Genomic DNA, 26210 nt, shown 5'->3' with positions numbered 1-26210 from the left:
TGAATAATATCGTAGAATGTAGAGGAAAGGGGCTGTAGTAAAGATGACATTAGCGATTAAAAATGTAACGAAGCGCTTCGGGAGTTTCACCGCGGTTGATAATCTTTCATTAGCTATTCCCGAAAGAGAAATCTTTGGATTTCTTGGCGCAAACGGAGCAGGTAAGACTACAACATTTCGAATGATTATCGGTTTACTTGATTCATCTGAAGGGGAGATTTTGTGGAAGGATTCCCTAATTAATTATGGTACAAGTTCACAAATTGGCTATTTACCTGAAGAACGCGGATTATATCCAAAAATAAAAGTAAAAGAGCAAATCATTTATTTAGCAAGGCTTCGTGGGATGGATAAAAAAGCTGCTGAAATAGAATTAATGTATTGGCTAAATCGCTTTAATGTGCCTGAAAATGCGGATAAAAAAGTAGAAGAGTTATCAAAAGGAAATCAGCAAAAGATTCAATTTATTGCTGCTATTATACATAAACCTAAATTACTAATTTTAGACGAGCCATTTAGTGGGTTAGATCCTGTCAATGTTGAACAGCTCAAAGAAGCGGTTATTGAGTTAAAGAACAACGGGACTACGATTGTCTTTGCTTCTCATCGAATGGAGCACGTGGAAGAACTTTGTGAGCATTTATGCATAATGCATCATGGAAAACCAATTGTACATGGAAATCTAAAAGAAATTAAGCGGTCATTCGGGAAAAAGAATGTTATAGTGCAAGCCGATTTTGATTTATCATTTTTAAAAGAGGTTCCTGGTGTAATAAAATTTCGCGAGAATGTACAAGGTGTCGTGTTACAGGTAGAAGCTGAAGCAATTGCACAAAAAATTCTATCGGAAATTACAGGAAAAGGATTTGTAACAAAGTTCGAACTGGAAGAGCCCTCATTAAATGATATTTTCATTGAAAAGGTGGGTGCTTCCTATGAATAATTTTCTTATTATGCTCTTGCAAACGTATTCGACAAAATTCAAATCCAAACAATTTCTAATTACGACATTACTTATAGCTGGAGCTATTTTTTTGCTTGTAAACTTTGAGAATATTATTTCAGCTTTGGACGATGAAGGGGAATCCCAAACTATTGCGGTGTTGGATAATACGAATGAATTATTTGATAGCTATCAAGCTCAAATAAGTGAAATGAATCAGGAGCTTATTTTAGAAAAATCCAGTGCGGACGAAGAATCGTTGGAAAAGAAAGTGGAAGCAGGAGACTACTCAGCATACCTAATTCTTTCTTATGATGAACAAAACCTCCCACAGGGAGTGTATAAGGCAATATCGGTAACGGACTCTTCTTTATCTGAGGAACTCCGAAGAGCATTACAGGTTACGCGTTCATCCATCGCTGCTCAAAAACTAGATCTTTCAGCTGAGAAATTGGCAGTTTTAAGTTCCATTGCTCCGTTCGAGAAAGTAGCTTTATCAGAGAGCGCGAAAACCGAAGAAGAATTAAATCAAGCACGTGGACTAGTGTATGTTCTCTTATTCTTTATTTATTTTGCGGTGATCATGTACGCCAATATGATTGCAGTAGATGTTGCAAATGAGAAATCATCACGTGTGATGGAAATCTTAATTTCAAGTGTATCACCTGTTCAACAAATGTTTGCAAAAATCTTAGGAATTGGTTTGTTAGGGTTAACACAAATGGCCGTTTGGTTAGGAGCAGGATATTTTGCCATTTCCGGTGCAAAAGGTGAATTGTCTGGTGGATTTTTCGAATTTATGGGTTTTGAAAATACTCCGCCACTTACAATATTTTATGCGGTTGTCTTTTTCTTACTAGGATATTTCTTATTTGCTACATTGGCAGCACTTCTTGGCTCTTTAGTAAGTCGAGTCGAGGATGTACAGCAAGTAGTTATGCCGATGACATTTATAATCATTATAGGGTTTTTGATTTCCATGGTTGGCTTGGGGGATCCTGAATCTCCATTTATTACGATTACATCGTTTATTCCAATTTTCACACCAATGGTTATGTTTCTTCGGGTAGGTATGCTAAATATCCCCGCCTGGGAAATATTGCTTAGCATTTCACTATTGGCTGGGACGATCTTTGCTTTTGCTATTTTTGGTGCGAGGGTGTATCGAGGTGGCGTATTGATGTACGGGAAATCAACCCCATTTAAAAATATTCGTAAAGCATTACAATTATCTAAAAAAGAGTAACTCTCTTGATTTCATTTCTCTGAACCGCTTGAATAAAACTATTCAAGCGGTTTTTTCTTAATTTTTTCTAGATTAAAATGAAGATTCTTTGCTAAATGAAATGAATTTCTGCCCTTATTTAGGCTATAATGGAAGAAAGAGAGAACGTGCATTCGTATCATTAGGAGGTTTAGTAAGTGCCCACTATACAATTTATTCACACAGCAGATTTGCATTTAGATAGTCCATTTACCGGATTGAAATCTCTCCCAAAAGAGATTTTCAATAAACTATGTAATAGTACATTTCTCTCGTTCGAACGGATAGTAAAGGAAGCGATTCAACGGGAGGTTGATTTTTTACTCATCAGTGGAGATTTATATGATGGGGAGGACCGAAGCATAAAAGCACAGGCTCGTTTACAAAAACAATTTCGTCTATTGCAAGAAGCATCGATTCCAGTGTTTATTATTCATGGAAATCACGATCATTTGTCCGGCAACTGGCACGAACTATCCATGCCTGGCAACGTGCATATTTTTGGTGAACATGTTGAAGAATTGAAATTGGAAACAAAACAACATCAACAAGTTCATCTTTATGGATTTAGTTATCGTGAGAGGCATATTTATGATCGGAAAATCAAGGAATATCCGCTCATCAAAAATTCAGCAGATTTTCATATAGCGCTCCTGCATGGGAGCGAGGGGAGCTTATTAGGGAGCACTCATCAACCATATGCTCCCTTTACGCTCTCAGAGCTTGTTAACACAGGAATGGATTACTGGGCTCTTGGGCATATTCACAAAGCTCAGAAGCTCTCTTCAACACCGCTTATTCTCTATCCTGGCAATATACAGGGGCGTCATCGAAATGAGATAGGTGAAAAAGGTTGCTATCATGTGATACTTTCAAAAGACGAGACAAATCTTCAATTTGTACCAACTCAGGAAGTTGTTTGGGTACAAAAGAATGTTAATTTAGAAGAAGAAATTAGTTTTTCAGAATTCTATTCTATGCTTCAAAGAGTAAAAGAAGGTTATCGAGAGCTGTATACTGGTACATTACTTGAAATAAAAATTAATGGAAATTGTTCTTCAATGATTGCTAGTTCCATACACAATGGTGAATTACTTCAATCTTTACAAGATGGAGAAGATGTTGAAGAAAGATTTGTTTGGATTCATTCTCTATCGATTGAAACAGTGTCAAAAAGTGTACAGAACTCTCCAATATTATTAGAGTTACATGAAACAATGGAAGGATGGAGTGACAAAGACTGGGAAGAGGCAGTTGCCGATTTGTATACTCATCCACAAGCAAGTCGCTATCTTAATGATGATAATTTTAATAGCAAAAGTAAACTAAAAGAAAAGACAGCAATCTTATTAGAATCGACTATGAAAGCAAAGGACGAATAAGATGAGAATCAAAGGATTCCATATTTATGGGTACGGTAAAATTAATGATTTAGAAGTGAAGGATATCCAACAATTTCAATTGGTTTATGGCGAAAATGAAGCAGGTAAAAGCTCCATTCAACATTTTTTCCACAGTGTACTTTTTGGCTTTCCAACTAAGGTTCAGAATGAGCCAAGGTATGAACCTTTACATCATACCGCCTATGGAGGAAAAGTCATTTTTCAAAGTGATATTTATGGTGAAATAGTAATTGAACGCAAAAAAGGCAAAGCAACTGGGGACGTTTCGGTCTATTTAGAAAATGGAACTATTGGGGGAGAAAAAGAACTAGCTACTATCCTAAATGGAATTGAAAAGGAAACATTTCAAAATATCTTTTCATTTGATATTCACGGCCTACAAAATCTCTCTAGATTGTCCGATGAGGAAATCAGTCGTTATCTGTTTTCAGCAGCCGTAAATGGAACAGATGAGGTATTCCAACTAGAAAATCGTTGGGAAAAAGAAAAAAACCAACTTTATCGTAAAAGTGGGAAAAAACCTATTATTAACGTGCTTCTCAATGAGTTAAAGGAGCTTGAAAAGGAGTTGAAAATTGAAAAAAAGAAAAATGGTCAGTATCTTGAGCTAATAAAACGGAAAGCAGAAAGAGAGGCATCTTTCTCTGAATTAAAAGAAATGCAAAACCAGATGCTAAAAGAAAAGCAGGAACTATTGTCGTATCAAGAAAAACTACCCTTATATCAAGAAAGACAACAACTTCAAGAGAATCTAGCTCTATTGGAAAATGCGGTGAATTTCCCTATAGATGGACTTGAATTGTTAGAAAGATACCGTCAAACCGCTAAAACTATAGCCGTAAAGCTGCAACGGAATAGGGAAAAGGAAACCTCGCTACAGGAAGAAATGAGTCCTTATGAATCGCAAAGACATTTGCTTCCATATAAACAAGAGATCCACTCGTTCATACAGCAAGAAGAAAGCTTTCGAAAGCTGCAACAAGAGCTAGAGGCGGTACAAAGAGATTTAGTAGTCATTCATTCAAGTATCTCCCAACGTATTAATAAGCTGAACTTAAGGTTTGATGAAGATGAATTAGCCAAACTGGAGACGGGAATATTGGTTAAGCATGAAGTAAAACAATTACTTCAGGAGCATATTTCTCTCCAATCCTCCTATACTCATATTCAAGCTAGCTATCAAAGAGAGAGAGAAGGCTTACGGATGGCGGAGCAACAGTGCGCTTCAGTTGAAGCCTTAATGTTAGAAGAAAAAGAGTTCAATGAGCTGCTAGAGCAGTCTCATCAAGTGGAAAAAAGAAAAGAGATACAAAAAGAAAGAATGCTACTTTTGCAGCAAGAATCTGTTGTCACAACTCCACTTATCTGGATTTTATTGGTTAGTCTGGTGATATTTACTGGAATGACACTTGGCTTAATGTTGAATCAAACTATCATTACGATTGTTTTCCTAATTAGTGGTATAGCTTTATTTTCTGGCTATATTTATTCTCGTCAAAAAAACAACATAAATGTTTCAAAGGTGCAAAAACGTCTAGAACAGCTTGATCAACAAATTAGGGACTATCCAGAAAAAATGGATGAGAATCTCTTGCAAGAACAACGTCAGTTAAGAATGGAATGGAAACAAAAAATAATTCGTTCAGATGAGCAGCAATTTCGATTCAAGCAAGTGAAAAATACTCAGTCGGATTGGGATGAAAAGCAACATATCAATGAAGAGAATTTCCAATCATTAAAACGAAAATTAGGATTTCCATTAAGTTTACAATGGAGTGTTCTCGAGGAAGCGTTCGATGAATTGGAAAACCTTTTAAAAGAGCAAAGAAAGAAAAAGATTCAACAACAATTAGTTCAATCAATTCAAATCGAAATAAAGGATTTTGAAGACAAGTGGAAGCAGCGTCTTCCTGAACCATGGACGAATGCAAATACAATGTTTTCACAAATGCATTCTCTCTTGGATAACTTAAATGAATTTCTGCATAAACAAGCTCAATATAAAGAAAAAGTAAGTGAATTATTGGAAGAATCTCAGTTATGGCGGGTAGAAAGTCAACAAATTCAAAAAGAAATTGATCATTTACTACAGCTTGCCAAAGTAAAAACCGAAGAAAAATTTCGTATACTTGGTGTACAAGCGAAGGAAAGAAAAGAATGTATTCAGCGCCTGAGTTTAGTTCAACAACATCTTCCTTTAGTAGAAGAAGAAAAAGAAACTCTCACTAGTTCACAAATAAAAGAAAAGATTAAAACCTGGGACAAGAATCTTCAAAAAAGAGAAGCGGAATTAGAAATAACCAGAGCAGAAATCGTGAAAATAAATTATGAAATAGCTACTTTAGAAGAAGGCGAGGACTATACAGCTCTGCTACATCGTTATTACGAGAAAAAAACGGAATTCCAAGAATATGCAATCCAATGGGCACAGTTTGCTGCCGCTCAAAAAGCTCTAGCTCAAACAATGGCTTCTTATAAGAAAGAACGTTTACCAAAAGTGATTAAAGAAGCAAATGCTTTAGTAAATGAACTGACAAACGGTCAATACATTCAAATTCAACGAGATGATCAGCAGCAACTAATAATAAAGAGAAAAGATCATGTTTACTTTTCACCAAACCAACTAAGTCAGGCCACGAAAGAACAGGTGTATGTAAGCATTCGGTTAGCTCTAGTCGCCTCTTTATGTCGGGAGTATCCTTACCCCTTGTTAATCGACGATGGGTTTGTTCACTTTGATGCCGCGAGAACCCAATCTGTACTTGAGACATTAAAACAGTGCAGTGAGAAGACTCAGGTCATTTATTTTACATGTCATGATCATATTGTGGAACAGTTTCCGAAAGAAAATATACTAAATTTATCTGCACTAGTAAAAACTTAATCAGAGTGATGGAATATCATGCCCTACCGTTCAAGTCGATTTTCTGTAAGAAATGTGATGTGCAAAGTAGTTTTTGCACCGTAACATTTCCCATTCTATTTTTTTTTCGGTAAAATGTAGAGAGTCTTCACACAACTGAGGTTTTACCAAAAAAGAGCACATACTTTTTAAATGATTTTTGTATCTACCTCTAGCCGCCTTGCGATTTTTTTAATTCCAAGCTAAGGGACTCTAATATTCCTCAAAAAGTGAAGAGAAACTAACAAATGGAAAAGGATGCATATCTTCTGAGTCAACTTCTGATATTCACGCCTGTTTAACAGGAGATATTAGCACTAGTTGAAAAATCGAAACGTGAATTTGACCTCAAGAGAGTAAATGCTAAGAAAGGATTCTTTTATGAAAAATAATGTAGAATGGAAGCAAAAGCGTGGTCCATTACTCATACTAAGCTTTAATTTGTTTATCATCATGGTAGGAATTGGACTTGTCATCCCGATACTTCCCTTTTATGTGGAAAAATTTAATGCCAATGCACAAGTACTGGGTGCCCTCATTGCGGTCTTCGCGTTTATGCAATTTTTATTTGCTCCTGTATGGGGGAGGTTGTCCGATAAAATTGGACGAAAACCTCTAATTACAATTGGCTTAATTGGCTTTGCTGTGGCTGAATTTATATTTGCTTTTGCGGTTGGGCTGTGGATGTTATTCCTCTCACGAATGTTAGCTGGTATCTTCGGATCTGCTCTAATGCCGACTGCAATGGCGTATGTATCCGATGTAACAGATGAGGATAAGCGTGGACAAGGTATGGGAATATTAGGAGCCGCAATGGGACTAGGAATCGTTGTAGGACCTGGGATTGGGGGCTGGTTGGCTGAATTTGATTTATCCTATCCTTTCTTATTTGCTGGAATTGCTGCATCTATAGCTGCATTGGTATCTGTTGTGGTTTTACCTGAATCCTATCCAAAAGAGCTCAGGGAACAAGAGAGCTCAGTAAAACGGGAAAATCAATTTATCTTAATGAAAAAGGCCTTATCAAGTCAAGTAGGATTTTTACTCATTTTAGTTTTCATTATGAGTTTCGGATTGGCCAATTTTCAATCTATTTTTAGCTACTATGCTTTGAAGAGATACGAATATGGTCCACAAGAAGTAGGAAGTATTATCTTAATTATCGGGATTATCGGGACGGTTGTTCAAGGAGTAGTTGTTGGAAAAATGACGAAAAAATTTGGTGAGGAACGGGTTGTGACAATCTCGTTGCTTATTAGTGCATTTGGTTTTATTATCATGACTTTAGCACCAAGTTTTGTTTGGATTTTGGTTACGACATCAATCTTCTTCATCGGTAATTCGATGCTACGTCCATCCTTAAACTCCTTAATTTCTAAGTTAGCAGGAAATCGCCAAGGGATGGTTATGGGACTGAATAATTCTTTTTTAAGTCTAGGAAATGTCGTTGGTCCATTACTTGCCGGAACATTATTTGAAGTTAACATCCAGATCCCTTATCTTTTTGGTGCTTTTGTAATGATTGTGGGTTTAGTGGCAACAAAAATTTGGATTGCTCAAAAAGAAAAAATAAACATCGTTGCATAGAAGTGGAGTAAGCCGGTGAAATGCAAGACCTATAGATTACATGAAAAAACAATTAGTATAAGTCTCTTCAAGGGAATAGCCACAGTTACTGTGGCTATTGTTGGCTCTATAGAGAATTGAAGATTAGCTAAAGAAAACGAATTGAAAATATAGGTATCCGTATAAACACTGAAAATATCAGAGATCTCTTCACCTTCTACGGGGAAGAATCTCAGTAAATATTAGATAGAGTATTTGTGATATACTGTCTGTAATCAAATCAAGAATCGGAGGAATACCTGATGACTAAAGGGTTAAATTTTTATGATGCAGGACAAACAGTTGAAATTTATGCATTGATTAAATCAGTTACGAAAGGAACAACGAACACAGGAAAGCCGTTTCTAACAATTGTTCTTCAAGATAAAAGCGGATATATGGAAGCGAAGCTATGGGACGCCTCTGAACAAGACGTATTAAGCTACCAAGCAGAGACAATTGTAAAAGTAGTAGGAGACATTCACAATTATCGTGGTAAAAACCAATTCAAGATTCGACAAATTCGTGTATCAAATCCTTCAGACAGAGTAGAAGTTTCTGACTTTTTAGAGACGGCTCCTTTGGATAAAGAAGACATGTCTAGTAAAATTACTCAATACATATTTGAAATGAAGAACCCAAACGTGCAACGGATTACTCGGCATTTATTAAAAAAACATCAACAAGAGTTTCTTGAGTATCCAGCAGCGACAAAAAATCATCATGAATTTGTTTCCGGACTAGCATTTCATGTGGTATCGATGCTTGATTTGGCAAAATCGCTCTGTCAGTTGTATCCTTCTTTAGACGCTGATTTGTTGTATGCTGGCATTATTTTACACGATCTAGGGAAAGTGATTGAACTCTCTGGTCCTGTTTCAACGACCTATACGATAGAAGGAAATTTATTGGGACATATCACTATTATGGTCAATGAAATTGGCCAAGCTGCTGAGGAATTGTCTATCTCTGGCGAAGAAGTGATGGTATTAAAGCATATGGTTTTAAGTCATCATGGTAAAGCAGAATGGGGTTCTCCGAAACCACCGATGATTAAAGAAGCTGAAATGCTACATTATATAGACAATATTGATGCAAAGATGAATATGCTCAATCGCACAATGGACCGCACAAAGCCAGGTGAGTTTTCGGAAAGAGTATTTGCGCTTGAAAATCGCTCGTTTTATAAACCTACTTTTCACGAATAAAGAGTGCATGTTTACAAAAAAGATTCATATACATATATAGAAAAAGGACAAACTGTAGGAGGGAATAAAGCAAATGACACTGCCTATTTGGATGTACTTTATTGTCGCAGGAATCTTTTTTAGTGGACTTATGACGCTGAAAACAGCAAAAGAAGAGCGAGATTTAGAACAGGAATGGATCGAAAAAGAAGGTGAAGTCTATATAGAAAGAATGGAACAAGAACGAGAACGTCGACATACAAAAGAAGAAGTAGAAGAAGAGAGGTTACTCAGCTGAGTAACCTCTCTTCTTCTGTGAATTGAGTCATCAATAGAGACTATATAAAGGTCGACCTAACGGCTTCTACTTAAGAATTAATTTCTGGATAGTTGTGTTTTCGGTCAAAGGACGAGCTACCTTCGCATTTCAGTAACTAGCTCAGGGCATTTACAGCCAACTGCTTGACTCTCAGGCTTCGTTCTGTGTTTTGCTCACTGTCTGCCTTCCCTCAACAAGCAACTCCGCATTTCGGTGTGTGAGCACTTAGGGGGACAATTAACGCTGGGATTATCAGGACCTTTCTATGAGCCATCGTTACCCTGCCACTGATGAGCTACGCGCCCTCTACAGCTTTCTTACTCTTCCAATGTGCAATAAAGAAAGAGGTACCAGTATATACTGGTACCTCTTTTTTTATTCTTCTTCAGGCACGTCTTCGGCAGGAATTTCTGGTAATGCTCCTGCATCTAGAATCGCTTTAAAGGTGTTTTCTAATTGTTCATCTTTGATATCTAAATCTGCTTCTTCAAGTTCTTCTTTCATCGCGGCTTGAATAGTTTCAGGTGTTACTAGTGTGGTCATGTACATGTCTTTCAGTTCTTCTTTCATGTCTTCAAATGGCGCTTTTTCTTTCATATCAGTAATTTCAATAATATGGTAGCCATATTGAGATTGAATTGGTTCACTGACTTCCCCAATTTCAAGCTTATCTAAGGCTGCTGAAAATTCAGGTACAAAACCTTGGCGGCCTTGATAATCAATCCAACCTAAGCTTCCGCCATTTTGAGCGGATCCAGTATCATTAGAATTTTCTTTAGCTAAGTCTTCAAAACTTTTTCCTTCAGCAAGTTGTTTTTTGATTTCTTCAGCTTTCGCTAAATCATCGACAAGAATATGACGAATTTCCGCTTCAGGTGACCATGTTTCATAAAAGGCTTTTAGATCCTCATCGGTAACTTCAATATCCTTCAACGCTGCTTTTTCTTGAAGAAGCTGTAACTTTAAATACTCTTTAAAAGACTCTTCTGTCAAATTGTATTGACTAAGAGTTGTCTCGAAGTTCTCCCCAAGTTGTTCCTTCGCTTCTTCAAGTTTTTTATCAAGTTCTTTATCACTTACTTCATAGTTATCAGATAAAACTTGAGTAAGAACAAGATCTTGTAAAGCTTGTTCGACTTGAGGAGTGAACTTTGTCTTAAGTGCGTCAAAGAGCTCTTCTTGGGTAACATCTCCTGCTTTTGATTTAACTACTACTTCATTTTCATCTGCATTATTGCATGCACTTAGCGCTAAAACACCTGCGGCTAAGGATACGGATAATATCCATTTTTTCATGCTGAACAACTCCTATAATTTTCTGTTAAATTCTCCACTGCCTACTATAACATAAAATACTAAAGACTAAAACAAATGCACAAAATCGATGTATAAAAATGGGCTATTGTTCCTTCCCAATTTTAAAAATAAACATATGATGTTAACGAAGAGATAAAGGAGGTAGTTAAGATGAGTCAAGGATATAATTCAGGCTTTGCTTTACTTGTCGTATTGTTTATTTTACTAATTATCATTGGTACAGCTTATATTTGTTAACATTTTAAAAATATCGGCAATTTTCTTAAACGGAAGAAGATGGAATGGAAATAGTGTTCAGTAGCACTTCTAAAGGAGGTGGAACGATATGGGTGGAAGCGCTTATGGCGGAGGTTTCGCGTTAATCGTCGTGTTGTTTATCTTATTAATCATAGTAGGTGCTGCTTGGTTGTGCTAAGCAAATAGGTCGTAAGTCAATGATTGACTTATGCTTCACCTTTGAAAGGAGGAGGTAGGATATGTCTGACGGTTATGGCGGAGGCTTTGCGTTAATCGTAGTCCTATTTATTTTGCTCATCATTATTGGAGCATCTTGGGTATATTAATAAGACGTTTTTCAGAAAGATCGATACTTTAGATAGAACTATAGACTCTTTAAATTTTTCAGTGCTGACTTTAAGTTGAAATTAACTAAGTTCCTGAATTGGTTTAAAGAAAAGCAGGAAGAAAGCGTATTTTCAGTGCCTTCTATAGTTTGACCCTAACATAGTTTGAGAATTCAATCATAATAACAAACAAAAAGCCAGATTCGAATAAAAAGAATCTGGCTTTCGTTATGTAAAGAGTACCTCAATATAAGAGGATACAAGCAGGATGGTAATAAGTACATTAATTGTACGAAACACCTTTACCTGACGTTCTTCAGGAATATCTCTCGTTACACAAAGAGTATTTGTGAGTTTATTAATGAAATACAAAATAAATACGGCAAATACTATAAATGTGGAGACCATTTTTACCCCTCCCCAAGTTGTCTATATCCAATACGATACCAAATTTTGATGAGTATGGATAGAGCAATAAATGACGAAATTAGGCAGATGAGTAAAAAAGCAGGAAAATCTAAGTTACTCACATACTAGAACTTCACATCCTCTATCACTTTCTTCAATCATAGCATTTTTCGGGCAAAATAATAAATATTTTGCATAAATTACATCAGTTGTACAAATTGCCCAATGATAAGCCATTATAATCGTAAAATAATGCACATAGTTAGGTAGATGCAAACATGCGAAAATTAGCAATGTATTCAACACGATCATTGGACTGAATATGGAAGAAAGATATAAATTTTTAGGAACAGGTTCTCTTACTTTAATTTGTATAATAGGAATAAACGATAACTGCCAAACCCATTGTATTTTCACATGTTTCCAAACAGGTAACAGAGGAATTAGATGAAAAATTTTGTGTAAAGGATAGATTAATAAGACACTAATAAAAAACAATGAAAAATGGGTATCGTATAATGTCTGTGAAAAAAGTAATGTAAAAGGTACATATACCAAGGTGAAAATAGATAATCCAGTAATCAAGGATAGTAAAAACAATCGTTCAAAACCAAATTGTTTTTCAAAATTAATTGATTTCCAACAATGCACGTAAAACGCCTCCCGTTGAGACAAAGTAATAACGAATGAATTAATCGCTTAACATACTTTACGCTCAAACATAAAAAAAATCAATAGAAGTTTTTAAGAGATTAGAAGGAAAATGTTTCTTTAATCTGAAATGAATCATTTCATTTGTTACAATGAGTAAAAAAATAGAAGGATTTCTGCAAGGAGAAAGAGAAGATAGTAAAAAAAGGGAATTTGGTGAAAATATGAGTTCAATTGAAGAACGTTTAGAAAAGCTAGAATTTCATCATAAATTGATGATGAATATGTTGGATCAAACCAAACGGGAGTTCGACTATATAGTCATTGCAAGAGGGTTGTCACAAGCAGAGGTAGAACATTTCTATAATTTATGTGAACAAATGAACAAGAAAAGAGAAGCGCAAAAAGCGGAAAAATTTGTGTTTTACGCTCCGCTTTTTAACGATTTTAAAAATCAGCTACATCCAAAACTATCCTTAATTGAAACGATAGATGCTTGCTTGAAGCAAGGTATTTATCCAGAGCTGATGTTGCAGTTAAAGAAAAATCTTTAGCGACTAAGTTCTTCTTCATGAGGTTGTTTCACAATTTTTCCGTTTTCTTCTAAAAAATCGTGCTCAATATTCGTAAATGATTTTTCGAAGATATCCATAAAATCTGATCCATAAATATTTTTTACTATACTCATCATTTCAATCATATCCGGATACTTTCCGTAGAGTTCCTTTAATGGGCCGACTCCTTTAAAAACGGCGTGTTTCTCAGGTTGGTAGTTCTCCATTAAATCTAATAAAACGCTTTCACCTTTATCCGTTAAACAAATATAAGTATTTCGTTTGTCACTTTCTTTTTTCGAGAATTCCAAAAATCCTCGCTCTTCTAATTTTTTGGAAAAGTTGAAAGCGGTTGAAACATGCATCACGCCAAATTTTGCCACGTCTGAAATGGAAGCACCTTTTAAATGATACGAAATCCACAAAATGTGATGTTCATTTATGTTTAAATCATAAGGCTTAATCCACTGTTGCCAATCTTTCTCGATTGCCTTCCATAATGCTTTGCTTAACTGAGCCATTCGCTGACTAAACAGCATGGCTTCCTTCATTGAAATGGAGGAAGTCTCATTCATCATTTCTCACCTCTTTAATAGATTTAGAGTTGTTTTTGTAAAAAATAGTTAATCCTCTACTATCATTATGCCAATAAAATAAAAAAGAAGCTAGGAAAAATTAACGAAATTTTTAGAAAGTAGGAAAGATACCACCCTAGAGGGAGGCATCTGACTATTTTTATGATGATTTATTTTGTCCAATTGAGCTTTCAAGCTCCTCAATTGTACGTTGAATGTCTTCAACTTCTCTTTGAATGTTTTCTTGGTTATATGAGATACCACTTTGCCATTGCTGAACAGATATTTTAACATCTTTTATGAAAAGGGAAAGAGTTTCTTTTCCTTCTTTCGAAAGGTAAGTAACAGACCTCTTAATATCTTGAAGATTATGTTTAAGCTCATCAATGTACTCTTTTACTTCTTGGCTATTTTTCTTTAGTTGCTTTCTCATCTCTTGTCCGGATGAGGGAGCATTCGTTAAGGCTGTGCAGACGCCAATTGCTCCTCCAATCAATAATCCATAGGAAAATAACTTCTTATTCATAAAATCACCTCAATCATTCTATTTATATAGGAATTCTACATCTTCTACAAAAATTCCTTCTCTAAATCTTTCCCTATTTTTTAAAAAGACAAACGCGCTCTACATATCCATCTTTTAATTTGCATAAATTGTGAATATAGACATCGTTAGGGGTGGAATGATGAATGGAGTTGTATTTGGTTTTTTTGCATTAAGTATTATTCTATTCTTTGGAACTTTTCATTATATACTTGCTTCACAAAAGCCGGGAATGTATCCGCCTAAGAACCTATTGAAGAGGAGAGCTAGCGTCTTAGCGGGCGGAGGCTGCATTGTGTTTATTCTTGGGTTATTACTCTGGTTTGCAACAACCTAAGAAAAGCAGAATGCGCTCGTTTACCTGCGACCAGTATAAGACGAGGACTGGCCTAGGGCGCACTATGCCTCAAGCCACTGCAGCTGGGTCCGTCTATTTTTGTTGGAAATCAACAGTGAAATGGAAGATTTAATCAAAAATAAAATGAAAAAGCCACAATGTATCCGAAAAGAGCCATTAAAAAAGGAACCCACTGTATGGGGTTCCTTTTTGCTTTACATTAAAATGTAACTTGAGCGTTTCGAGTTGTACGTGAATATATGTTTGTAATCAAAGGATAAAGAATAAACATCGCTCCTGCATTTAAAAGGGTTGCAGGTAGAACAGCTGCAACGAATAGAGCGGAAAAGGCTATAGGCAAACCAACAATAAAGTAGGCAGATCCAAGAAAAATTAAGCCTGAAGTTAGTGTACCAATAACGGTTAATATCGTCGAATATACTAAAGGAAATCGGATTTTTTTTAGAATCAAAAACAGTCCATAAAAAAGAAAGGCTGTTATGGGTTTGTCAATCATATTAGGAAGAAACCCACCTGGAAAAGTGCTTGTCAATCCAGATATAAAACCTGTCGTAATTCCTAATACTAAAACACTTTTTGTTTCTGGGAATAGAAGAATCCCTAGAAACATCATAAGTAACATCATATCCGGTTTCATGCCAGAAGCGAAACCAGGAATCACAAAGTGCAGTACTGCTCCTATACCTATAAACAGGGATAAAGTAACCAAATTTTTCGTATTCATTTTCTGCCTCTCCTCTTCTCAACTAAACTATACTTTGCTTCTCCCAACGTACCCTTTGATCGTTGGCGAAAAGTTTACAATAGTATACCACAACTTACTAGTAGAGAAAAGCCAAAATATAATGTAGATTTTAACAAAGGATTTTTGCAAGCGAAGTTGCAGGGTTTAGCGGATGTGTATGAAATGTTGAAAAATATGTTTCTCGGAATCTTCTTTGTTATTTGTAGAAGTTACTGCCAATAGGGTGAATGTTATTGACGATTAAAACAAAAATAGATGTCTTCAATTATTTTCATCGGTAACTACATCCTTATTGAATTGATACGAAAAAAGTCCAACGACTTTTTTATCTTGATATACAGACGAATTCGAATAGAAACCCCTCTAGGAAAACAGCTATATGAAAAAACAAAAAAGAAACACCAACTCATTTGTTGGTGTTATTGAATATTTTCCGAAATCGTTGTGGATATTTCTTGAAGATCAGCTAAGGTGTATTCACTCGTATGGGTCTTCCAAACCGCTCCAAAACCATCATTCTTTCCATAGCGAGGAAGAAGATGGAGATGATAATGAAAGACAGCTTGTCCAGCTTCTTTTCCGTTATTATTGAGAATATTTAGTCCAACTGGATTGTAAGCTTCTTTAATTCCTTTCGCAATCTCTGGAACAACCTGGAAAAGGTGGGCTGCAATTTCACCCGTCAATTCATAAACATTCTCTTTATGTATTTTAGGAATAACCAGAGTATGTCCCTTTGTTACTTGACTTATGTCTAAAAAGGCGTAAACATGCTCATCTTCATAAACTTTGGCGGAAGGGATTTCTCCTGCTAAAATTTTGCAAAAAATGCAGTCACTCATAATTCGATCTCCTCTCTTTTTAATATATTAATTTTACCATAAGGATGAAAGAGAACCAAAAAAAGGGACAGGATGACGATGACATCCTGCCCTTGAAGGGGTTAACATAAGGTTTAGTTTTTATACAAACTTCTCTTTAACAAACACCTCATTCGCTCATAATTTTATGTGCAGAAATAGTGTTTTGAGAATGAATTTGACCTTTGTTCAACGCGACCATCCCCTTTTCGTTTTTCTTAGCTACTTTAGCTTAAAAAAATGTAAAGAGTCTGAGACAAACACCTCATTTTTCAATTTATTTTAGAAAAATGGTGTATAAACTAGGGTTTCTTCGTGCATAATAACCATCCCCTTATTGTTGATACTACGAAATGCAATGGTCCTGGTATTTAACAACCACCCCGTTTTGCAATTTGTTGTCCCCTTCGAATATTATGATAACCAAGCCGGAAAAAAATATACAAGAAAATGAAAAAACGAAAAGAAAATGAGGAATGCTTTCAATTTTGCTACAATGGTGGAAAGACCATTTTGGAAAGGGCGTAGAAGATGAGCTTACTTCAATTGAAAAGTATCACTGGTGGTTATACGAGAAAACCAGTGTTGAATGATGTATCTTTTTCAGTCAATCATAAAGAAATTGTTGGATTAATTGGCTTAAATGGAGCTGGGAAGAGTACGACTATCAAACATATTATAGGGTTAATGGAAGCGAGATCAGGGAGTATTACCATTAACGATGTTGAGTTGAAAAATAATCCTGATGCATATCGAAAGCAATTTTCCTTTATTCCTGAAACGCCCATTTTATACGAAGAATTAACGTTAGAAGAACATCTACAGCTTACCGCGATGGCGTATGATTTAAGTGAAAAGGAATACGAAGAACGTATTTTCCCTTTATTAAAAGAATATCGTTTAGAAAAAAAATTAAAGTGGTTTCCCTCTCACTTTTCTAAGGGCATGAAACAAAAAGTAATGATTATGAGTGCTTTTTTAACACAACCTGATTTATATATTATCGATGAGCCGTTTGTTGGACTTGATCCGCTGGGCATTCAGTCCTTACTTCAATGGATGGAACGAATGAAACAAAAAGGTGCGGGGATTTTAATGAGCACACATATTTTAGCTACTGCTGAAAGATATTGTGATTCGTTTGTAATTTTGCATGAGGGAAAGGTAAAAGCGAAGGGAACGTTAGAACAACTTCAAGTTCAATTCAACATGCCATCAGCTACGCTTGATGATATCTACATTGCTTTAACAAAGGACGAAACCGAATGAAGTCAATAGAATCCATATGGAAACAAAGAGTCACTCAATATAATCGAGAACTCCAAAAATATTTGCGTTATATGTTAAATGACCATTTGCTTTTTGTCCTCATCTTCGCTCTTGGAGGAGGGGCATACACATATAATGAATGGGTTGCTACTCTAGATCATACTTTTCCTGCTGAAATAATCATGGCCGTTGTTTTAGGTGGTCTTTTAGTATTCACCCCAATTTATACGTTTTTAGAAGAGGCAGATTCGGTATACTTACTGCCAATCGAAGGAAGAATGAAAGGATATTTCCGAAAAAGCATACTGATTTCTTTTCTCTTTCAAGCTTACATTCCGTTACTCGTACTAGCTGGATTTATGCCGATGTATGTTCAAGTAACAAACGGTTCATTCTCAACTTTCTTTACAATTTTACTTATCTTTTTAGTCATAAAAGGATGGAATCTCTTCATTAAGTGGAATGTGTTGAAGTTCCAAGAAACCGAAATTATCTGGATGGATAATTTGATTAGGACAATGTTGAATATTATTTTATTGTTCTTTATTTTTGTGAAATCAGGTACTTTTTTTATTCTGGCAACAGGCATTATATTCATTACATACGGTCTCTATTTTTACCTAGCCTCCAAGGGAAGAACCTTAAAGTGGGAGCGCTTAATTAATATGGAAGCCTCTAGGTTATTACGATTTTATCGCCTGGCAAACCTGTTTACAGATGTACCAAAGTTAAAAGGACAAGTTCACAGAAGAAAATGGTTAGATCCATTCTTGAAGAAAGAAACCTTTACACAAGAATCGTCTTATCCGTTTTTGTATACCAGAACATTTCTCCGAAGTAGCGAATATTTTGGTCTATATATAAGGTTAACCCTTCTGTCTATGCTGTTATTGTACGTTAATGACTGGATTTATTTTCAAGTGTTTATTAGTGTTCTTTTTCTTTATTTAACTGGATTCCAGCTTATACCTTTACTAAAAAAACACAACTATGTTATTTGGTTAACCTTATATCCGTTGTCTAAGGGAGCAAAGAGAGAAGCTTTTTTAGCTCTTGTGCAAAAACTATTAGTTGGTCAAGCGATTTTGTTTTCAGTTATTCCCGCACTAATGGGACAATGGCAGCACAGCATTATGGTGCTTATCATCAATCTAGTAGTTGTCGTGGTCATGATATCGGTTTATATTCCGAAACGAATGAAAAAAATTCAAGATTAAGAAAGGGAATTATGCAAACTTATTTTGAAGAAAAGGCGAAATTGGAGACCGATGCTTGGAAGAAGCGGATAACGAAAAAACCAGGAATGATTTCTCGCTATACAAAACAAGTTCAATCTTCCATGCATAAAGTGATTCCAGAAAAAGCGCAGGACATGGTAACGGAAAGTATAAAGAAAATGATTGAAGTCACATTATTTGGATCTGAATACACAACGAAGTCACTTGAAAGCATTCCGATGTCCCTTGAAGGGAAAGAAAGAAGGATGTTATCGGCTTTACAAAAATATCAAAAAACAGCCGCCTTAGAAGGAGCTGGAACTGGTGCCGGAGGTATTCTTTTAGGTTTAGCGGATTTTCCGCTATTATTGGCCATTAAAATGAAATACTTATTTCATGTGAGTGCAATATATGGCTATTCCTTTAAGAGTTATGAAGAACGTTTGTTTTTGTTGTTCGTATTTCAATTAGCGTTTTCAAACGGTGAACATCGTTTGGAAACCTTAAGGCAAATAGAGGGATGGGAAGAGAAAAAAGCAGAGCTAATTTCCATGGATTGGCAAGTATTGCAACAAGAATACCGGGATCACATTGATCTTGTTAAAATGTTCCAGATGCTACCCGGTTTTGGTGCCGTTGTAGGTGCTATTGCAAATTATCAATTATTAGATCATCTAGGAGAAACAGCTATACACGCCTTTCGGATACGATATTTTTTAGAGACTGGCTAATTTTAAAGTGCCTATGATAATGGGACTTTTCACATACCTTTTTTCTAATTAATTTATTGTCCAAAACAAACTATCATTTTTTCAGTAATTTCGTTCAGAGAAAATGCTGTGAAATGAAGTCATATCAAAATTTATCGATTAGTTCAAAAAGCAACAATCTTTGCAAAAATAGGCTCTCAATAGAGAAGCTAGATTAAAGAGGATGATATCCATGATTAAAGCGATTATTTTCGATTTTGATGGGCTAATAGTAGACACTGAATCGGTTTGGTTTGACGTATTTGTAGAAGTATTAAGAGATTATCAGGTCGATCTAAGCTTGAGTGAATTTGCAACATGCATAGGAACTACTGACGATATCTTGTTTGAATCTCTTCAAAAAAAATCAGGGAAAATTCTAAATCGAGAGTCGATTAAAGAGAGAACAGAACAATTATATTTCCGAAGAATGGAAGAGCTAACCCTAAGAGAAGGAGTTCAAGAATATCTTGAAAGTGCGAAGAGAAGCGGGTTAAGAATTGCATTAGCTTCAAGTTCAAGCAAAAGCTGGGTCGAGGGATTTCTCGAAAGGTTTCATATTCGTCACTATTTTGAGGTTATCAAAACAAAAGATGATGTCAAAAAAGTGAAGCCGGACCCAGAGTTATATTTACAAGCAATAGAAGCTCTCAAGGTACAACCGGAGCAAATCATGGTCTTTGAGGATTCACTCAATGGATTAAACGCGGCGGTTAAAGCGAATTTATCTTGTGTTGTTGTCCCAAATAACGTGACAAGAGAATTAGCATTTAGAGGACACACTCACCTCATCCAGTCTATGAAAGATGTTTCATTAAACGATGTTCTCGAATTGGTTTACGCAAAAAAAAGCTCTAAAAATTAGAGCCCGCTGAATGTATCTTATTGGTAATCTACTGCTGCTAATCCAAGGACCTTTGCAGCAATTAACATCGCTTTCTCATTAATATCAAATTGGGGATGATGATGAGGGAATGCAATCTCCACGTCGTCTGGTTTTGCTCCTGTAAAGAAAAATGAACCTGGTACATGCTGAAGATAATAGGCAAAGTCCTCTCCACCCATTTGAGGTTCCACTTCGGCAAGGGATCGGACATCTTTGATTTTTGCAGCATTAGAAGACAAATGATGTGTCTCTGATTCCGTGTTGATGACTGTCGGATATCCACTTTCATATGAAAACTCAAAATCGCATCCAGAGGCACTGCAGATACCGTTAATCATTCTTTCCATTTCTTCCATTATTAGTTTTTGAGTTTCTTTTTTGAACGTTCTCACTGTACCAGTTAGTTTACAGTCATCCCCTATTACATTAAAGGCATGATCGGCCACGAAGGACCCTACACTTAACACAGCTGCATCGATTGGATCAACTCTTCGGGAGACTATCTGTTGAAGATGTACGACAAGTTGAGAAGCAACAAGTAAACTATCTTTTGTTTTATGTGGCTGTGCTCCATGACCACCTGATCCCTTAATTTTGATTTCAAAACGATCAGCGGCGGCCATTATAGGTCCGGATCGGTAGAGGATTGAATGGAGTGGCTCGGTCGCCCATAAATGAGTTCCAAAAATAGCATCCACTCCGTCTAAACAACCATCTTCAATCATGGCCTTAGCTCCGCCTGGCGCATACTCTTCAGCATGTTGATGGATGAACACATAGTCGCCAAACAATTCATCCTTTAGATCATGAATGCTTTTTGCTAATACCAAAAGAGTCGCTGTGTGTCCATCATGCCCACACGCGTGCATGACTCCTGGAACCGTTGATTTATAGGGAACATCTTTCTGGTCTTGAATAGGTAATGCATCAAAATCAGCACGTAAAGCGACTGTTCTTCCTGGTCTACCAGTTGACACTCTTGCAACTAGACCGTTTCCCCCTACGTTCTTTTGAAAAGGTATACCCAGTTTTTGATAGAAATTCGCAATATAAGCAGCAGTCTGGTCTTCCTTAAACGACAGTTCCGGGTGTTGGTGCAAGTGTCGGCGGATTTGCACCATTTCTTCGTATCGACAATCTAGTAAAGTAAACAATTTTTTCAATTTATCGTCCTCCAATGATTAATGGATGTAAAATTTAGAATAGTATAACATTATAGTTTGGTAATTTATAGAGCAATTTCAGTCATAAAATGATATGAATGCGAGCGGGGAAGGGGGATCCATTATTTGTGATAGATAATTAATGGATTGAATCTAGGGAGACTTACTAAGGAGTATACAGCAAAAGGTAGGTGGATATCCTTTTAAGATAATATGCTAATAAAATAATGTTGGTCAAAAATGAGGCTGGGGCATAACTAAATTGACTAGTTTTAAGCCGAATAATTTTAAATTTAATTAAGCGGTATAAATAAAAAACCCAAACTATCATGCGAAATTCTAAATTAGAAATTCGCATGATAGTTCGGGTTTTCCTTTGGTTAAAATACTTTTGGCCCATCCTCTTTTGGGAGAGGGAGTTTCTAATTACTGTAATGGCTTTTCTTTTGAAAGGGGAAGGGTTAGCTCTACACGAGTCCATTTATCTTTTTCACTATAATAATGGACCGACCCATTCATGTCTCGTATGATTTTATTCACGACCATCGAGCCAATGCCAGTGCCTTTCGTTTTAGTTGTGTAGTAAGGAAGACCTATTTTTTCAAGTTCATTAGCACTCATCCCTACGCCATTATCCGTTACTGTAATGGTAAGCATGTCTAGTGATTTGTCAGCCCTCGTTTCAACAGTCACCTTACCTTGGTCTTCTATCGCTTCCATTGCATTGTTTAGGATATTAAGAAGGCATTGTTTGAAATAATGCTTATCCCCTAAAATGAAATCTTCATTTGAATCTTGATATTGTAAAGAAACATTATGTAGGTTTGCAACAGGTTTTAATAGCTGAATGGTTTCAAAGGTAGCAAGTTGAACATGAAATAGTTCATGCTTCATTTGTCCAGGCTTCGCTAAGGAAAGATAGTCTGTAACGATCCGGTTAGTTCGATCTAGTTCTTCTAAAATCAGCGGTGAAAATTCAGGTAATTTCTGATGATTGTCCGCTTCGCTTAAATGCTGAATAAAGCCTCGCACTGTAGTGAGTGGATTTCGTAATTCGTGAGCAAAGGCTGCAGCCATATGCCCAACCGTTTGCAATCTTTCAAAATAAGCGGCCTCATCAATTTGCTTGTTTCCTTGCAGTAACTTCTCTATTAAATAGACAAGTGCTACAAAAGTGAGAAGAAAAAGAAAGTTATAAACAAAATAAAAGGCGTTATCAAGAAAGTCAATAGTAGCTTTTAAGATAAGCGTAGTCATGATGACGTATGGAATGAAGAGAACGATACAATATTGGAATTTCTTTTCGCTCTTCATAAAGCTTTTTCGAAAGAGTATGGCTAGGAAAAACGCGATTAAGTTAATCATAATTCCGACAAGAAAAAATTCACCGCCAATTAAATATCGGCCAATTGAGACGACAATTGTAGTGATAGCTCCAACCGCCCACCCAAAATAGAGAGTGGAAACTATTATTAACACCATGCGCAAGTCGAAATTTGTCTCACCTAATGATTCGATTGGATTTACCATGCACAGAATGGCTGTAAATCCAAAGCTTATTCCATAGAAAAAATTGATATTAGAACTTGGGGACTGACGATCTTTAAATGGAAGGATAAGATTCATATTTATCGCCAACGAAAAAATAATTGTATAATTTACTAGTAATGGCTTTATGATGGATAAAAACAAAATTCCACTCCTTGCTAACGGAAAAAATTGCATGTGTATTGATAATTCTAGAGGAAATTCAGCCTGAATGCAATTAAACAAGGATTTGAACGTGATTTTTCTCATTTCAGTCTCAAGACGGAGAGAAAATCAACCCAATGATTCTCTTCCATGAGAGATTAGTAAACTATAATAAAATAAAGGTATAACCTTTTAAGTAGCGAAAAGTGAAAGTGGGAGGATATTATGAAAAAGAAATCAAGAAAACATGGTTTTTTTTTACTTCTACTATTAGTAGTAGGAGTAGTGCTATTACTATTGAATATTGGTGTCATTTCTTTTGGACTAGAAGAAATATTTAAGGGGGGACTTCCATATTTCATCACCTTCATAGGCGTCTACCTTTTTCTTAATGCATTTAGGCAGCGGTCATCTACTAAACTCTTCATTGGAATGGTATTAAGTACTTACGGTGGTTTGCTTCTTTTGGATTTGTATGAGCTCATGACATTTTCTTATGCGCATTGGCTCAAATTATGGCCATTATTAATCATTTTCATTGCTGTTAAAGGTATATTTTTCAGTCAAAAAAAGGATGATTTTCAATATAGTCCTCATAAAAAAAACATAAATATTGTGATTGATACAAATGAAAAATCGTCGGATATTTACAAAATGAAATCCAAAAAAATTCGAGAAAATCACCACAATGGCTTTATAGGGGATTTGAAATATAATGAAGATAATTGGTCATTAGAACCGATGTCACTTTCTCATTTTATTGGTGATGTATTTGTTGATTTTGGTAAGGCTTATATCCCTGATGGAGAAACACCGATTGAAGTGAAAAGTTGGATAGGAGATATCAAAATATTAATCCCAGAAGATATTGGAGTAGAAGTGTTCGCTAAAGTAAATCTGGGAGATATTAAACTACTGCATTTGAAATCTTCTGATGTGAAACCGAAAATTCATTATCGCTCTCCTAATTATGATGAGGCAGTAAAAAAAATTCAACTGACATTACAATTAAACATCGGATCCATCCGAGTGGATAAAGTGTAGGAGGTAAGGTGATGAGAACTGAAAATTTGTTTATTTGGATACTGAAACAGTATTTATTTCTTGCCTTATTTGGAACAGTGGTATTCTTTGTTTTCCTACAATTATTCTTGTATCTAGCTCAAGATCCGATGGTTTCGCTTGTGGAGTCTCTTTGGTTAACTGTTTGCTTATTTCTTGTTTTACTCACTGTGAATATCATTGTAGGCTTTCGATTTGGAACGTCATTAAAACATTCTTTTCAGGATGTTTTAACCTTTGTCTCTATCCTACGCAGTGGCAAATTTTCAGAAAGAATGAATTCTGAGGGAGGAGGTCAGTTTCCTATCTTAACAGAGGAATTAAATGAACTGGCTTCCTATATGCAAGATCAAGTGAAATCTCTTCAACGCTTAGCAGATGAAAAATCACAACTATTAGACAAAGCCCACCAGGCAGCGGTTATTGAAGAACGGCAGCGTTTAGCTCGTGATTTACATGATTCAGTGAGTCAGCAATTATTTGCTCTCAATATGTTATCTGCTGCTGCCTGTAAAGCGGTAGAAAAAAAAAGTGAGCATGCCGAAACTCAAATCAAACAAGTAGCAGAAATAGCCTCAAAAGCCCAAGGAGAGATGAGAGCCCTTCTCCTTCATTTACGTCCAATCGATTTAAGGGGAGAAACGTTAGAGCAAGGAATTCAAAAGTTGGTTTCAGAATTAAGAGGTCGCACACCAATTAATTTTGTAGAAAAATTAGTTGGGCTGGATGGCGTATCGAAGGGAAAGGAAGCCCATTTATTTCGAATTGTCCAAGAAGCCTTATCTAATATTCTACGCCATGCCAATGCTACGGAAATTCAAATTTTATCAGAAAAAAAAGAAAATCACCTTCTTTTGTATATTAGTGATAATGGGAAAGGGTTTTCAGTTAATCAGCATAAAATGACTTCTTACGGTGTTCAATCTATGAAAGAGCGCTGCGAGGAGCTTGGTGGTTTGTTTCAATTGCGTTCAAAAGAAAATGAGGGGACGTATATAAAAATGAAAATCCCATTTGATGAGGAGAGTAAGTGATGGAAAAAGTAAAAGTGATGATTGTGGATGATCATGAAATGGTTCGTCTAGGAATGAAATCCTACTTGCTTACTGAAGAGGGGATTGAATTTGTTTGTGAAGGAAAAAGTGGACACGAGGCAGTTAATCTTGCCAAACAATATAAGCCAGAGGTCATCCTGATGGATTTGTTAATGGAAAATGGAACCGGTATCGATGCTACTAAAGAAATTATGAATTTTCTTCCATCTTGTAAAATCATTATTTTGACAAGTTATTATGATGATCAACAGGTTTTTCCAGCTTTAGAAGCCGGAGCTTTTAGCTATTTGTTAAAAACGGCAAGTGCGGAAGAGGTCACAGCAGCTATTTATAAAGCAATGAAAGACGAAGCTGTTATCGAACCAAAGGTGGCTAGTAAGATGATGAATATGTTTCGTAGCCCGGATAAGAAACCACATCATGCTTTAACAGAGAGAGAGATGGACGTACTACGTTGTCTTGGCGAAGGCTTATCGAATCAAGATATAGGAAAAGAGCTATTTATTGGCGTTAAAACAGTAAAAACGCATGTGAGCAATATCTTGAGTAAATTAGGTGTTTCTGATCGAACACAAGCCGCCATTTATGCCAATCGTAACCACATTGTGCTTAAAAAATAGAAAAAGCCATATTAGATGTAGGCCACTGAAAAAGTGATATTTTAGAGAGGCTGTTTTCGCAAAGATTGTGGCTTTTCGAATATGAAGGAATCCCTTGACTTATATGATTTCGTGCTCTTTTCCTAATGAAAAATTCTTCATTTCTACATAAAAAGGAAGAAATCAATCGAAAAAACCCTACTGCCTGTTTTTTCTTTGTGTCAAGAGCAACAATGTATACGAAACCCCATGTCCTGTCAGACACCGCAATGAATGAAAATGGGGTCTAGCGGTTTAATGATGCATTAAACTGTTCATCC

Annotated in this window: 28 protein-coding genes; 19 read left to right on the top strand and 9 right to left on the bottom strand. The window is 36.0% G+C overall.

All coding sequences use genetic code 11. From position 1 onward, the window contains the following. Positions 1-43 precede the first annotated feature (43 nt). From U8D43_RS15210 to U8D43_RS15180, 7 genes are all read left to right on the top strand, one after another. Positions 44-943 (top strand): ABC transporter ATP-binding protein, encoded by a 900-nt coding sequence (locus U8D43_RS15210; RefSeq protein ID WP_335872037.1) that lies wholly within the window; start codon positions 44-46, stop codon positions 941-943. After that, complete coding sequence (locus U8D43_RS15205; RefSeq protein WP_335872036.1) at positions 936-2189, top strand: ABC transporter permease; 1254 nt, start codon at positions 936-938, stop codon at positions 2187-2189. Before U8D43_RS15210 ends, U8D43_RS15205 begins: the two co-directional genes overlap by 8 nt. Before the next feature lie 176 nt (positions 2190-2365). Further along, entirely contained in the window at positions 2366-3589 is a 1224-nt protein-coding gene (locus tag U8D43_RS15200) for a metallophosphoesterase family protein (protein WP_335872035.1), read from the top strand. 1 nt (position 3590) lies between these two features. After that, the gene (locus U8D43_RS15195) at positions 3591-6494 is read left to right on the top strand and encodes an ATP-binding protein (RefSeq protein ID WP_335872034.1); all 2904 of its coding nucleotides are present in this window, start codon (positions 3591-3593) and stop codon (positions 6492-6494) included. A gap of 399 nt (positions 6495-6893) precedes the next feature. Next, the gene (locus U8D43_RS15190) at positions 6894-8099 is read left to right on the top strand and encodes an MFS transporter (RefSeq protein WP_335872033.1); all 1206 of its coding nucleotides are present in this window, start codon (positions 6894-6896) and stop codon (positions 8097-8099) included. A gap of 281 nt (positions 8100-8380) precedes the next feature. After that, on the top strand, positions 8381-9325 hold the full coding sequence (yhaM, locus tag U8D43_RS15185) for a 3'-5' exoribonuclease YhaM (protein ID WP_335872032.1): 945 nt from the start codon (positions 8381-8383) through the stop codon (positions 9323-9325). Positions 9326-9398: 73 nt separating this feature from the next. Next, on the top strand, positions 9399-9602 hold the full coding sequence (locus U8D43_RS15180; RefSeq protein WP_335872031.1) for a sporulation YhaL family protein: 204 nt from the start codon (positions 9399-9401) through the stop codon (positions 9600-9602). 396 nt (positions 9603-9998) lie between these two features. Here the strand turns inward: U8D43_RS15180 and U8D43_RS15175 are convergent, their stop codons facing one another. Further along, positions 9999-10919, bottom strand: a complete 921-nt coding sequence (locus tag U8D43_RS15175; protein WP_335872030.1) for a peptidylprolyl isomerase — start codon at positions 10917-10919, stop codon at positions 9999-10001. 171 nt (positions 10920-11090) lie between these two features. Here U8D43_RS15175 and U8D43_RS15170 point away from each other — a divergent pair, with 171 nt between their 5' ends. From U8D43_RS15170 to U8D43_RS15160, 3 genes are all read left to right on the top strand, one after another. Further along, positions 11091-11177 (top strand): YjcZ family sporulation protein, encoded by an 87-nt coding sequence (locus tag U8D43_RS15170; protein WP_335872070.1) that lies wholly within the window; start codon positions 11091-11093, stop codon positions 11175-11177. Between the two features lie 88 nt (positions 11178-11265). Further along, the gene (locus U8D43_RS15165; RefSeq protein WP_335872029.1) at positions 11266-11355 is read left to right on the top strand and encodes a YjcZ family sporulation protein; all 90 of its coding nucleotides are present in this window, start codon (positions 11266-11268) and stop codon (positions 11353-11355) included. A gap of 61 nt (positions 11356-11416) precedes the next feature. After that, a complete protein-coding gene (locus tag U8D43_RS15160; RefSeq protein ID WP_335872069.1) occupies positions 11417-11503 on the top strand; it encodes a YjcZ family sporulation protein in 87 nt (28 codons plus the stop codon). A gap of 228 nt (positions 11504-11731) precedes the next feature. Here U8D43_RS15160 and U8D43_RS15155 read toward each other — a convergent pair whose 3' ends face one another. Together U8D43_RS15155 and U8D43_RS15150 are read right to left on the bottom strand one after the other, a co-directional pair. Continuing rightward, entirely contained in the window at positions 11732-11911 is a 180-nt protein-coding gene (locus tag U8D43_RS15155; RefSeq protein WP_335872028.1) for a hypothetical protein, read from the bottom strand. A 114-nt stretch (positions 11912-12025) separates the two neighbouring features. Beyond that, the gene (locus U8D43_RS15150; protein ID WP_335872027.1) at positions 12026-12562 is read right to left on the bottom strand and encodes a DUF3267 domain-containing protein; all 537 of its coding nucleotides are present in this window, start codon (positions 12560-12562) and stop codon (positions 12026-12028) included. A 224-nt stretch (positions 12563-12786) separates the two neighbouring features. On the opposite strand from U8D43_RS15150, the gene U8D43_RS15145 reads away from it, so the two are divergent. Then, positions 12787-13116: a DUF1878 family protein gene (locus tag U8D43_RS15145; protein ID WP_335872026.1), complete on the top strand. Its 330-nt coding sequence runs from the start codon at positions 12787-12789 to the stop codon at positions 13114-13116. Here the strand turns inward: U8D43_RS15145 and U8D43_RS15140 are convergent. Next, on the bottom strand, positions 13113-13691 hold the full coding sequence (locus U8D43_RS15140; protein WP_335872025.1) for an HTH-type transcriptional regulator Hpr: 579 nt from the start codon (positions 13689-13691) through the stop codon (positions 13113-13115). The genes U8D43_RS15145 and U8D43_RS15140 overlap by 4 nt on opposite strands. Positions 13692-13851: 160 nt before the next feature. Next, on the bottom strand, positions 13852-14217 hold the full coding sequence (locus U8D43_RS15135; RefSeq protein WP_335872024.1) for a YtxH domain-containing protein: 366 nt from the start codon (positions 14215-14217) through the stop codon (positions 13852-13854). Positions 14218-14377: 160 nt separating this feature from the next. Between U8D43_RS15135 and yhzF the strand changes: the two genes are divergently transcribed. Continuing rightward, positions 14378-14572: a membrane protein YhzF gene (gene yhzF / locus U8D43_RS15130; RefSeq protein ID WP_335872023.1), complete on the top strand. Its 195-nt coding sequence runs from the start codon at positions 14378-14380 to the stop codon at positions 14570-14572. 220 nt (positions 14573-14792) lie between these two features. Here the strand turns inward: yhzF and U8D43_RS15125 are convergent, their stop codons facing one another. Continuing rightward, complete coding sequence (locus U8D43_RS15125) at positions 14793-15317, bottom strand: tryptophan transporter (protein WP_335872022.1); 525 nt, start codon at positions 15315-15317, stop codon at positions 14793-14795. A gap of 440 nt (positions 15318-15757) precedes the next feature. Further along, positions 15758-16180, bottom strand: coding sequence for an HIT family protein (locus U8D43_RS15120; protein WP_335872021.1), 423 nt, complete (start codon positions 16178-16180; stop codon positions 15758-15760). A 549-nt stretch (positions 16181-16729) separates the two neighbouring features. On the opposite strand from U8D43_RS15120, the gene U8D43_RS15115 reads away from it, so the two are divergent. The 4 genes from U8D43_RS15115 (at position 16730) to U8D43_RS15100 (ending at position 20298) form a co-directional block, all read left to right on the top strand. Continuing rightward, positions 16730-17467, top strand: coding sequence for an ABC transporter ATP-binding protein (locus tag U8D43_RS15115; protein WP_335872020.1), 738 nt, complete (start codon positions 16730-16732; stop codon positions 17465-17467). Beyond that, positions 17464-18684 carry an ABC transporter permease gene (locus tag U8D43_RS15110; protein ID WP_335872019.1) on the top strand — a complete coding sequence of 407 codons (1221 nt, stop codon included), beginning with the start codon at positions 17464-17466 and terminating at the stop codon, positions 18682-18684. The genes U8D43_RS15115 and U8D43_RS15110 overlap by 4 nt, the downstream gene beginning before the upstream one ends. Before the next feature lie 11 nt (positions 18685-18695). Further along, on the top strand, positions 18696-19415 hold the full coding sequence (locus tag U8D43_RS15105) for an EcsC family protein (protein WP_335872018.1): 720 nt from the start codon (positions 18696-18698) through the stop codon (positions 19413-19415). A 211-nt stretch (positions 19416-19626) separates the two neighbouring features. Next, on the top strand, positions 19627-20298 hold the full coding sequence (locus tag U8D43_RS15100; protein WP_335872017.1) for an HAD family hydrolase: 672 nt from the start codon (positions 19627-19629) through the stop codon (positions 20296-20298). 17 nt (positions 20299-20315) lie between these two features. Here the strand turns inward: U8D43_RS15100 and U8D43_RS15095 are convergent, their stop codons facing one another. Both U8D43_RS15095 and U8D43_RS15090 read right to left on the bottom strand, forming a co-directional pair. Continuing rightward, positions 20316-21440, bottom strand: a complete 1125-nt coding sequence (locus U8D43_RS15095) for an amidohydrolase (protein WP_335872068.1) — start codon at positions 21438-21440, stop codon at positions 20316-20318. Between the two features lie 468 nt (positions 21441-21908). Continuing rightward, entirely contained in the window at positions 21909-23174 is a 1266-nt protein-coding gene (locus U8D43_RS15090; RefSeq protein ID WP_335872016.1) for an ATP-binding protein, read from the bottom strand. 225 nt (positions 23175-23399) lie between these two features. On the opposite strand from U8D43_RS15090, the gene liaF reads away from it, so the two are divergent. The 3 genes from liaF to U8D43_RS15075 are packed head-to-tail and all read left to right on the top strand — an operon-like array spanning position 23400 to position 25911. Continuing rightward, entirely contained in the window at positions 23400-24218 is an 819-nt protein-coding gene (gene liaF, locus U8D43_RS15085; RefSeq protein WP_335872015.1) for a cell wall-active antibiotics response protein LiaF, read from the top strand. 11 nt (positions 24219-24229) lie between these two features. Then, complete coding sequence (locus U8D43_RS15080; protein ID WP_335872014.1) at positions 24230-25270, top strand: sensor histidine kinase; 1041 nt, start codon at positions 24230-24232, stop codon at positions 25268-25270. Next, positions 25270-25911 carry a response regulator transcription factor gene (locus U8D43_RS15075; protein WP_335872013.1) on the top strand — a complete coding sequence of 214 codons (642 nt, stop codon included), beginning with the start codon at positions 25270-25272 and terminating at the stop codon, positions 25909-25911. The genes U8D43_RS15080 and U8D43_RS15075 overlap by 1 nt, the downstream gene beginning before the upstream one ends. Positions 25912-26210: the final 299 nt, after the last annotated feature.

Origin of the sequence: Bacillus sp. 2205SS5-2 (assembly GCF_037024155.1) — a bacterium.
Classification (GTDB): Bacteria; Bacillota; Bacilli; order Bacillales; family Bacillaceae_K; genus Bacillus_CI.
Note: the sequence above shows the minus strand (reverse complement) of the source record. Positions and strands in the feature narration are given on the sequence as shown.

Bases quoted from the DNA above. Each gene is read 5' to 3' on its own strand.
- liaF (WP_335872015.1), top strand. From the start codon at position 23,400: ATGAAAAAGAAATCAAGAAAACATGGTTTTTTTTTACTTCTACTATTA.
- U8D43_RS15120 (WP_335872021.1), bottom strand. From the start codon at position 16,180: ATGAGTGACTGCATTTTTTGCAAAATTTTAGCAGGAGAAATCCCTTCC.
- U8D43_RS15190 (WP_335872033.1), top strand. From the start codon at position 6,894: ATGAAAAATAATGTAGAATGGAAGCAAAAGCGTGGTCCATTACTCATA.
- U8D43_RS15100 (WP_335872017.1), top strand. From the start codon at position 19,627: ATGATTAAAGCGATTATTTTCGATTTTGATGGGCTAATAGTAGACACT.
- U8D43_RS15170 (WP_335872070.1), top strand. From the start codon at position 11,091: ATGAGTCAAGGATATAATTCAGGCTTTGCTTTACTTGTCGTATTGTTT.
- U8D43_RS15195 (WP_335872034.1), top strand. From the start codon at position 3,591: ATGAGAATCAAAGGATTCCATATTTATGGGTACGGTAAAATTAATGAT.
- U8D43_RS15095 (WP_335872068.1), bottom strand. From the start codon at position 21,440: ATGGTGCAAATCCGCCGACACTTGCACCAACACCCGGAACTGTCGTTT.
- U8D43_RS15135 (WP_335872024.1), bottom strand. From the start codon at position 14,217: ATGAATAAGAAGTTATTTTCCTATGGATTATTGATTGGAGGAGCAATT.
- U8D43_RS15075 (WP_335872013.1), top strand. From the start codon at position 25,270: ATGGAAAAAGTAAAAGTGATGATTGTGGATGATCATGAAATGGTTCGT.
- U8D43_RS15105 (WP_335872018.1), top strand. From the start codon at position 18,696: ATGCAAACTTATTTTGAAGAAAAGGCGAAATTGGAGACCGATGCTTGG.
- U8D43_RS15160 (WP_335872069.1), top strand. From the start codon at position 11,417: ATGTCTGACGGTTATGGCGGAGGCTTTGCGTTAATCGTAGTCCTATTT.
- U8D43_RS15140 (WP_335872025.1), bottom strand. From the start codon at position 13,691: ATGAATGAGACTTCCTCCATTTCAATGAAGGAAGCCATGCTGTTTAGT.
- U8D43_RS15165 (WP_335872029.1), top strand. From the start codon at position 11,266: ATGGGTGGAAGCGCTTATGGCGGAGGTTTCGCGTTAATCGTCGTGTTG.
- U8D43_RS15110 (WP_335872019.1), top strand. From the start codon at position 17,464: ATGAAGTCAATAGAATCCATATGGAAACAAAGAGTCACTCAATATAAT.
- U8D43_RS15175 (WP_335872030.1), bottom strand. From the start codon at position 10,919: ATGAAAAAATGGATATTATCCGTATCCTTAGCCGCAGGTGTTTTAGCG.
- U8D43_RS15210 (WP_335872037.1), top strand. From the start codon at position 44: ATGACATTAGCGATTAAAAATGTAACGAAGCGCTTCGGGAGTTTCACC.
- U8D43_RS15115 (WP_335872020.1), top strand. From the start codon at position 16,730: ATGAGCTTACTTCAATTGAAAAGTATCACTGGTGGTTATACGAGAAAA.
- U8D43_RS15155 (WP_335872028.1), bottom strand. From the start codon at position 11,911: ATGGTCTCCACATTTATAGTATTTGCCGTATTTATTTTGTATTTCATT.
- U8D43_RS15080 (WP_335872014.1), top strand. From the start codon at position 24,230: ATGAGAACTGAAAATTTGTTTATTTGGATACTGAAACAGTATTTATTT.
- yhaM (WP_335872032.1), top strand. From the start codon at position 8,381: ATGACTAAAGGGTTAAATTTTTATGATGCAGGACAAACAGTTGAAATT.
- yhzF (WP_335872023.1), top strand. From the start codon at position 14,378: ATGAATGGAGTTGTATTTGGTTTTTTTGCATTAAGTATTATTCTATTC.
- U8D43_RS15145 (WP_335872026.1), top strand. From the start codon at position 12,787: ATGAGTTCAATTGAAGAACGTTTAGAAAAGCTAGAATTTCATCATAAA.
- U8D43_RS15205 (WP_335872036.1), top strand. From the start codon at position 936: ATGAATAATTTTCTTATTATGCTCTTGCAAACGTATTCGACAAAATTC.
- U8D43_RS15125 (WP_335872022.1), bottom strand. From the start codon at position 15,317: ATGAATACGAAAAATTTGGTTACTTTATCCCTGTTTATAGGTATAGGA.
- U8D43_RS15180 (WP_335872031.1), top strand. From the start codon at position 9,399: ATGACACTGCCTATTTGGATGTACTTTATTGTCGCAGGAATCTTTTTT.